Here is a 7,966-nt window from a genome sequence, read left to right as displayed (position 1 = left end):
GGTGATAGTGCGCGCTGTGCTGGCCGATTCCGGGCACGCCGAAGGTGCCGACCGCACGCCCGGCCCACCGGGTGCCGTGCGACTGGGAGCAGTCCTCGATCAGGGCGAGCCCGTTGTCGGCCGACACCGCGGCGATCTCCTCGATTTCCGCTGCGGTGCAGGCCAAATGCACCACGATCACCGCCCTGGTGCGCGGCGACAGCGCGGCGCGCAGCTGCTCGGCGGTCAAGCACCCGGTGGCAGGGTCGACATCGACCAGGATCGGTAGCGCGCCCACCCGCAGCACCGCCGTGGCGGGCGCGACCCAGGTCATGGCGGGCACGATCACCTCGTCGCCGGGGCCGATGCCCAGCGCCTCGAGCGCGATCACCAGCCCGCCGGAACCGTGATCGACACTGACGCCGTGCGCCGAACCGTTGTAGCGGGCGAACGCCTCCGCGAACAGCCGCTCGCGTGACTTCCCGCCCTGCGGGCTGTACCAGCTGACCGACCAGCGCGAAGACCGCAGTGCGGCAATCAATTCGGATTCGGTGCGGGCGTCGTACTGCGGCCACGCCGGCCAGGGCCGCGGGCCGCGCACCGGGGTGCCGCCGTGAATCGCCAGCACCGCGCTACCCGACCACGATGGGCGCGGAGGCCGACGGCTGCGCGATCACGTCGAGGGCCGCGCGGATCTCGCGGACGTGCACCGGGGTGAGCGGCAGCTCGCCGGTCGACTCCGGTCGACCGAGCGCGCGCAGCAGGACGAACGGCACCGTGTCGGCCTGCGGCGGCAGGTATCCGCGCTTGTTGTCGTCGGCCACCACCGCGAGGACGTCGTCGATGCACACCGACGGCGGCAGGGCGGGTTCCACGCCGAGACCGGTGACGATCTCGTAGTGCACCCCGACCTCATCGTCCGAGAGCCACCCCCGCGCGTGCGCGATGTGCGCGGCGACCAGCATTCCCAGCGCTATCGCCGTGCCGTGCGGCAATCCCGCCGCACCCCGGGCCCGGTGATCGCAGATTTCGATCGCGTGCCCGACGGTGTGCCCGTATTCCAGCGCCAGTCCGGCACGCCTCTCGAAGGTATCGCGCGCGGTGACCGCCGATTTCGCGACAATGCTGGCATCCAGTAACCACAGCAGGGAATCCGGTGCCGACAACGCGCCCTCCGCGATGACGGCGCGCAGCCCGGGCAGCGCCGACGGCTGGATCGCGAGGCAATTCTTCGCCATTTCGCACAGCCCGGAACGCAATTCGCGGTCGGGCAGGGTGGCGAAGAAATCGACGTCGGTGAACACCGCTTCCGGCGTGTAATAGGTGCCCAGGTGATTCTTGCCGACTCCGCTGTTGATGGCTTGTTTGAGCGACAGCACCGAATCCATGGCGGCGATCGTGGTGGTCGGCACGTGCACCAGGCGCACACCTCGGAACAGCAGGCTCGCCATCAGTCCGGCCAGGTTGCCGGGGACACCGCCGCCGAAGGACACGACCACGGAGCGACGGGTGATGCCCGCGCGCAGTGCGGCTTCCAGATGGGAGGACAGGCAATCGAGGGTCTTCATGGCCTCGCCGGCGGGCCGCGAGAGAATCAATGCCGGGATCGATCCGGCCAGGGTGTCGAGGTCGCGGCCGTAGCGGGCGAGGACCTCGTCGTCGGTGACGAAGACCAGTTTGTCGGGCGTCAAATCCGCTATCGCCGCCGCTATTTCCGCGACGCACCCGCGACCGGAATAGTAGGGAAACGTCTCGTCCCCGATCACGATCGGGCGCGACCGCAACCCCGATCCGTCGTGCACCCCTGATCCATTGCGCGACAATGAATTGCTGGACATTTCCGGTGTCGCTCCTCGCTATAGCGCCGATATCCACTGATTCCCCCGTCCGGCGCCACTGCCGTCCCTCGCTCGGCCCAATATCGAATGCGAACTCCCCGCTTGGCAACCGCTGAGATACCCCAGCGATGAGCGGGTGAATTCGCGAGCACCACTGTGCGAAACAGGTTTTCGCGCCACCACCACCGCCGGTGGTACCCGGCAATCCGGGCACCCCGGCTCGGCGTTCCGCCCCGCCCCGGCGCGGCCGGACGCCTAGGCTGGGGCGACGCTGACTTGTTCGAGGGGATGCCGTTGGCCGACAACGAATTCGGGCTGCTCACCGCCACCGGGCTGCGTGCGCCCACCCTGGCGGATTTCGTGCGCGAACGACGCGCACGCTCCACCGCCCGGCATCCGGCGGGGTTGACCCGCAAGCAGCTGGCCGAGGCCACCCATGCCAGCCTCGGCTATATCGCCAAGATCGAACAGGGCGAGGCGCTCAATCCCGGTCCGGCCATCCTGGATTCGCTCGCGGTGGTGCTGGAACTCGATGTGGCCGAGCGCATCCACCTCTACCACCTGGCGCAGCAGCGCCCGGCCGCCTGCGGCTCGCTGGCCCTGCACGGTGGCGATCCGGCCGCGGACTCGGTGCGCGCCACCCTGGATGCGCTGCTGCCACATCTGGCCGCTGCCCTCGACGACGGCTGGCACGTGGTGGCCTGCAACAGCGCCTTCGACGAGGCGCTGCCGGGGCTGGCGCGGCAGGGGCACGTGCTGCGGTGGATGTTCACCGATCCGTGGGCGCGCATCGTGGTCGAGGAATGGGAGCGGGAGGCGCGGCTGATGGTGGGGCGTTTCCGCGCCTACGCGGCCGGGGCGAAGGGGGCCGAGGTCGATCCGCTGCTGCGCGAACTCGGCGAGCAGGCCGATTTCCGGCGGCTGTGGACCGCCGGGCACGTGCACATCGGCCGCGGCGATCCCACCTTCACGCTGCGAAATCCGCGCACCGCCACCGTGTTCGACGTGCGGGTGCAACGTTATCGCGGGACCGCGCCGGGCCCGGCGCACCAGTTGTTCATCGGATTGCTGGGCGCCTGATCAGGCGGGCAGGGTGGCGAGGAACTCGCGCAGCAGGGTGTTCACCTCGGCGGCGTGGGTCAGATTCGGTGTCATGGCGGCCCCGGTGATGGTGTGCACGGTGGTCGGATTGCCCAGCGCCGCAGCCATATCGGCGACCTCCTCGGCGCTGTTGGCCTGGTCGGCGAGCCCGCGCAGCACCAGGGCGGGACATCGGATCTCGCCGAGCAGTGCGCGCACCGACTCGCGATTGATCAGGCATTCACCGGCCAGCCGCACTCGACCCCGGGGCGCGTCGGCCCACTTGCCGCGCCACGGTTGTTGGTCGGCCGCGGTGCCACCGATCATCAACGAGCACACCATCTTGATGGTGGGCGCGGGTGTCGCGCCGCTGATCCACAGGTCGAGGACCTCGTGATAGCCGAGCCGCCGTTGCGGTGTCATGGCGTCGGCGCTGCCCCCGACCAGGATCATGCCCGCCACGCGTGGCTGCGCCAGCAGTGCCATTCGCACGGCCGTGAACGCCCCGTGCGCGACGCCGCCGACCACGACCCGCTCCAGCCCGGCCGCATCCGCCACCGCCCAGGCGTCGCGCGCCAGATCCCAATAGCTGAACGGTGTCTCGTCGTCCTCGGTGGCCCCGTGCCCGCGTGAGTCGATGGCGATGACCCGGTACTCCGGTGCGAGCGCGGCCATCTGCGGTGCGAACATCTCCTGGTCCATGAACAGGCTGTGCCCCAGCAGCACCGCGGGTCCCCCACCACCGGTATCCGTGTAATGGATCTTGACGGCCCCCCGGCTCGCAAACGGCATTCTGAAACTTTCTCGCTTCACCTTGCAGGATCGCCTACCGTACAACAGATTTCGCACGGATTCGACGCGGGTGAGAGCGATCGGCGTCAGACGCGGGTTTCGAGCAGGTGTTCCACCAGGGTGATCAGCGAGTGGAAGCACGGGGTGCGGTCGCGGGCGTCGAGCCGCATCAGGGGCGTGGCGGGGTCGAGGTCGAGGGCGTCGCGGACCTCGTCGAGCGGATAGCGAGGAGCGCCCTCGAAATCGTTGACGGCCACCGCGTACGGGACACCCCGCTCTTCCAGGATGGAGAGGGATTCGTCCGCACGGTCGAGGCGGCGGGTGTCGACCAGGACCAGCGCGCCCAGGGCGCCGACGGCCAGATCTTCCCAGATCGGTACGAACCGGCGCTGGCCCGGCGTGCCGAACAGATACAGCGCCAGGCGCGGATTGACGGTGATGCGGCCGAAATCCATGGCGACCGTGGTGGTCGTCTTCCCGGGTAGGCCGGCCATATCGTCGACGCCGACGCTGGCCTCGGTGATCGTCTCCTCGGTGCGCAGCGGCCGGATCTCCGACACACTGCCCACGAACGTGGTCTTCCCGACGCCGAAGTTCCCGGCCACCAGCAGCTTTACGGTGCGGGTGACGGTCTGCGGCACATAGTCGACGACGCGCTCATGCGGAGAGAGCGCGGAGTCCATCGAGTACCTCCTCCAAAAGGGCCTTGCCCGGCAACGCCTCCACCGGGGAGGGGATGGCCAGGTGACCACTGTCCAGCAGATCCGCCACCACGATCTTGACGACCGAGGGCGGCAGGTCCAGGTGCGCGGCCAGTTCGGCCAGCGTCAGCACGCCGCGCCGGGCGAGCTGCAGGATCCGGCGCGCGTCCGGGGAGGCGCCGGGGGCCGGATCGGCCACCGCGACAACCAGACTGATCAGATCCAGCGTCCGGGTGGGACGCGATCTGCCGCCGGTGCGCACATACGCCCGGACCAGGTCGGGATCGCGCCGCGGCCGGCTCATGACCGCGGCAGGTCGTTCCTGGTCCGCGACATACTGCCGAGTTCGCGGCCGACGCGGAGAGCCAGTTCGTTCATGCGGTGCGCGACCAGGCTGACATCCACGTCCTGGGTGGTCGAAACACCCAGCAGCGCACCGGCTCCGGCGGCGGTGATGAAGATCATGCCGTCGGCGTACTCGGTCATGTTCTGGCGCACCGCGTTATCGGCGGTGCCGCCGCAGAACTCGGCCAGCGCCTTGCCCAGTGCCCGCAATCCGGAGGCTGCCGCCGCGAAACGCTCGGCGTCGTCGATGGTGACGCCGCCGGTGTGCGCGATGCGTAGCCCGTCTTCTGATAGCAGGACGGCGAACCGGACTCCGGGGACTTCGAGATCGTCGAGCAACCAACCCAACCGGTTGATCTCATTCACTGCCGTCGCGGGCGTGCCGGTCACGATGTCATCCCTTCGGAGTGCTCGAACGCGGCCGCTCGACCGCGCTGGGAGCCGCTGTGCCAGGCAGCGGCGATATCGGTGCGCGCGGAACCGGATTCCGCTTCGACCGCGCGGACGGTGGCCGCCGCGGACACCGACGCGGATCGGCGGCGCCGTTTGGGCAGGCCGCCGGTTGTGAGGTCCTGGGATACCGATTCCATGGCCACCAGTGTGGGTTCCGGGTCCGGTGCGGGCACCGGAGCGGGTGCGGGAACGGGGATGGGCGCGGCGACCACGACCGGGGTGGGCGCGGCCAGCAGCGTCTCGGGGATGAAGACCATGGCGCGCATGCCGCCGTACATGTTCGGGCCGTCGACGTAGACGGAGAACCCGTAGCGGCGGGCCAGCGCGGCCACACCCGGGAAACCGACGCGCGGCGTCGGGCCCAGCGCGTGGACATCCACGATCTGGTCACCGGCCAGCACGCGGCGGGTCTCCTCGAGCTGCTCGGGGTTCATTCGCACGCCGGCGTCGTCGATGATCACCGTGATGCCGTGGTGACCCTCCTGGAAACCGATGTCTACGTAGGAGGTAGGCGGCGAGTAGCGCAGCGCGTTGTCGAGCAGGGTCGCGATGGTGTGCACCAGCGGTTCCACCACGCGGCTGATGACCGGTCGGTCGAGTTCGGTGGCGCGCACACGGGTGTAGTCGCGCACACGGCCCGTCGCGCCGCCCACCACGTCGGTGAGCGACTGCTGCGGCCAGCGGCGACCCGGCAGACCGCCACAGACGATCACGTAGGACTGCGCCTGACGGATCATCTGCTGCACGGAATGGTCGATGCGGGTGAGGGTTTCGAAGGTCTCGTCATTGCGGTGCTTGCGCAGTGCGGCGCTGAGCACCTGGCTGACGTCCGCGCCGAGGCTCACCACGGACGCGCCGAAGGCACGCACGGCCGCGGACGTCGCTTCCCGCGCCGAGCTTTCGACCTGGGAGCGGGCCGCGTCGGCGGCCTCGACGACCGCCATGCGCGAGGATTCCCCCGCCTGGGCGATGGCCACGCGGGCGGCCTCCTCGGTCTGGGCGACGGTCAGCTGCGCGGCCTCTTCGGCACGGGCGATGGCCAACTGCGCCATCTCCTCGGCCTGCGCCACCGCGGTCTGCCGCTCGGACTCCACCGCGGCGAGGGCGAGCTGGGTGTCGGTCTCGCCTTCGCGGCGCACCCGGTCGCGGGTCTCGGTGGCGACCTTCAGCAGTTCCTCGCCGCAGCGGGCGGTCCACTGCCACACCAGTTCCGCGATGCGCGTGCGTTCCAGCACGATCGGCAGGTCGACGGTCGGATTGTCGGGGTCGGAGCGGCGCACGGCCGCGCCGATGGCGGGCAGCACATTGTCGGTGAGATTCGCGATCATCTCCTCGACCGCGGCATCACGATCGCCCTGTTCAGCGCGCAGGGCGGCGACCTGCTCGCGTTCGGCGCGCACGGCGCGCCAGAGCAGGACGAGCCCGACCACGGCGAGTAGTAGCGCGGCGGCAAGAACCCAGGAAAGCAGTACGGCAGTGTCTTGATTCATCAATTCTCTTGTCGTCCGACCGATCCTGAAATCGGCGGAGCCACCATAGCAGAATCCTCTGTCTCCCCGAACCTTTCGGTATCGGTGAGCAAACCGCAACTCGAACCGACTGCGCCTGTCGTCATTTCGGTGGGATTCGCACGGCGAACCCTCGCCGTGGAAGAACCCGCGCGCCGCGGCGGTCGCAGCCCGAGGTCCGCGCACCCTGAGCTGGTCACTCGACCATCAGCCATGTCCGGGCTAACCACCGGGCCCCAAACCGCCGCGCCCGCGCCCACACTCAGCCAGCAACCACCCGGCTGCCGGTCACCGCCTCGCCGATCCAGGGCAGGACCGCGTCGCGGACGACGATCCGGCGAGGCAGCAGGCCATTGGCGGCCAGCAGGTCCGCGGCGTGCTGTTGTTCGTCGAGGAATTCGGCGGTGACGGGACCGATGCCGAAGGGGCGGCCGCGCAGCGCGGCCTCCCACGCGTCGAGGTCGGCGCTGCCGCCGCGCGCGTGGATGTCGTCGACGAAGTATTGCGCTGCGGCGCGCGGGTTCTCGGCGATCCAGGCGTCGGATTCCTGCAGGGCGGCGATGATCGCCTCCAGTTCGGGGCGGTGCGCCTCGGCGAAGTCGCGGCGGGTGAACCACAGCGACGGGTGGCTGAACACGGTTTCGGTGTCAACCAGGGTGTGCAGGGTGACCGCCGATTCGAGGGCGGCGAGTGCGGGGTAGGCGCCCACCCACGCGTCGAGGGCGCCGGTGCGCAGCAGCTGCGCGCCGTCCTGGATGTCGGTGTCGACCGGTTCGATATCGGCCCAGCCGAGTCCGGCGCGTTCGAGGGCGAACAGCAGTAGCGTGGTCTGCCAGGAGCCGTGCGCGATCCCGACCCGCTTGCCGCGCAGATCGGCGACCGTCTCGACGCCGCTGCCCGCGAGGGCGACCAGGCGGCCGTTCTCGATGCGCGGGCCGGAGATGCCGACGTAGACGATGTCGCGGTCGTTGCCCAGGGCGGTGATGGGCGGGGTGAAACCGGTGCCGATGAAGTCGTAGCCGCCGTCCTCGAACAGGTGGTCCGAATGCTGGGACGGCAGTGCCGATTTCACGTCGACACGCTCGGTCGCGGGCAGGGTGCGCAGGTCGACCCACTCCACGTCGGGCAGGACGCGCTCGAGGATGCCGCGGTGGCGCAGGACGAACAGCGAATTGTTGTGCGGGAAGTAGCCGACACGGATGCTCATGAAATCTCCTGGTGGACGCGGATTGCCGGGTGGTTGTGGTGGTTGTCGGGTGCGGTCAGCCGG

At 69.7% G+C, this 7,966-nt stretch carries 9 protein-coding genes; 1 reads left to right on the top strand and 8 read right to left on the bottom strand.

Features of this window, described 5'->3' with window-relative positions; all coding sequences use genetic code 11:
* Window positions 1-607, bottom strand: a 607-nt coding sequence (locus ACWELQ_RS30850; protein WP_452400547.1) for a DegT/DnrJ/EryC1/StrS family aminotransferase, incomplete at its 3' end; no start/stop codon positions are given.
* Between the two features lie 4 nt (window positions 608-611).
* A complete protein-coding gene (locus ACWELQ_RS30845) occupies window positions 612-1,817 on the bottom strand; it encodes a 2-deoxy-scyllo-inosose synthase (RefSeq protein WP_452400546.1) in 1,206 nt (401 codons plus the stop codon).
* Window positions 1,818-2,111: 294 nt separating this feature from the next.
* On the opposite strand from ACWELQ_RS30845, the gene ACWELQ_RS30840 reads away from it, so the two are divergent.
* On the top strand, window positions 2,112-2,897 hold the full coding sequence (locus ACWELQ_RS30840; protein ID WP_452400545.1) for an MmyB family transcriptional regulator: 786 nt from the start codon (window positions 2,112-2,114) through the stop codon (window positions 2,895-2,897).
* Here ACWELQ_RS30840 and ACWELQ_RS30835 read toward each other — a convergent pair whose 3' ends face one another.
* The 6 genes from ACWELQ_RS30835 to ACWELQ_RS30810 form a co-directional block, all read right to left on the bottom strand.
* The gene (locus ACWELQ_RS30835) at window positions 2,898-3,689 is read right to left on the bottom strand and encodes an alpha/beta fold hydrolase (RefSeq protein WP_452400544.1); all 792 of its coding nucleotides are present in this window, start codon (window positions 3,687-3,689) and stop codon (window positions 2,898-2,900) included.
* An 86-nt stretch (window positions 3,690-3,775) separates the two neighbouring features.
* A complete protein-coding gene (locus ACWELQ_RS30830) occupies window positions 3,776-4,372 on the bottom strand; it encodes a GTP-binding protein (protein WP_452400543.1) in 597 nt (198 codons plus the stop codon).
* On the bottom strand, window positions 4,347-4,694 hold the full coding sequence (locus tag ACWELQ_RS30825; RefSeq protein WP_452400542.1) for a DUF742 domain-containing protein: 348 nt from the start codon (window positions 4,692-4,694) through the stop codon (window positions 4,347-4,349). Before ACWELQ_RS30825 ends, ACWELQ_RS30830 begins: the two co-directional genes overlap by 26 nt.
* Entirely contained in the window at window positions 4,691-5,125 is a 435-nt protein-coding gene (locus ACWELQ_RS30820) for a roadblock/LC7 domain-containing protein (RefSeq protein WP_452400541.1), read from the bottom strand. The genes ACWELQ_RS30825 and ACWELQ_RS30820 overlap by 4 nt, the downstream gene beginning before the upstream one ends.
* The gene (locus tag ACWELQ_RS30815) at window positions 5,122-6,678 is read right to left on the bottom strand and encodes an ATP-binding protein (protein ID WP_452400540.1); all 1,557 of its coding nucleotides are present in this window, start codon (window positions 6,676-6,678) and stop codon (window positions 5,122-5,124) included. The genes ACWELQ_RS30820 and ACWELQ_RS30815 overlap by 4 nt, the downstream gene beginning before the upstream one ends.
* 280 nt (window positions 6,679-6,958) lie before the next feature.
* Window positions 6,959-7,903 carry an ABC transporter substrate-binding protein gene (locus tag ACWELQ_RS30810; RefSeq protein WP_452400539.1) on the bottom strand — a complete coding sequence of 315 codons (945 nt, stop codon included), beginning with the start codon at window positions 7,901-7,903 and terminating at the stop codon, window positions 6,959-6,961.
* Window positions 7,904-7,966 lie beyond the last annotated feature (63 nt).

The sequence above is a fragment of the Nocardia sp. NPDC004722 genome (assembly GCF_053601505.1).
Note: the sequence above shows the minus strand (reverse complement) of the source record. Positions and strands in the feature narration are given on the sequence as shown.

What these genes read in the sequence shown, in the direction of transcription:
- ACWELQ_RS30815 (WP_452400540.1), bottom strand. Translation starts at nt 6,678, where the DNA reads ATGAATCAAGACACTGCCGTACTGCTTTCCTGGGTTCTTGCCGCCGCG.
- ACWELQ_RS30825 (WP_452400542.1), bottom strand. Translation starts at nt 4,694, where the DNA reads ATGAGCCGGCCGCGGCGCGATCCCGACCTGGTCCGGGCGTATGTGCGC.
- ACWELQ_RS30845 (WP_452400546.1), bottom strand. Translation starts at nt 1,817, where the DNA reads ATGTCCAGCAATTCATTGTCGCGCAATGGATCAGGGGTGCACGACGGA.
- ACWELQ_RS30830 (WP_452400543.1), bottom strand. Translation starts at nt 4,372, where the DNA reads ATGGACTCCGCGCTCTCTCCGCATGAGCGCGTCGTCGACTATGTGCCG.
- ACWELQ_RS30835 (WP_452400544.1), bottom strand. Translation starts at nt 3,689, where the DNA reads ATGCCGTTTGCGAGCCGGGGGGCCGTCAAGATCCATTACACGGATACC.
- ACWELQ_RS30810 (WP_452400539.1), bottom strand. Translation starts at nt 7,903, where the DNA reads ATGAGCATCCGTGTCGGCTACTTCCCGCACAACAATTCGCTGTTCGTC.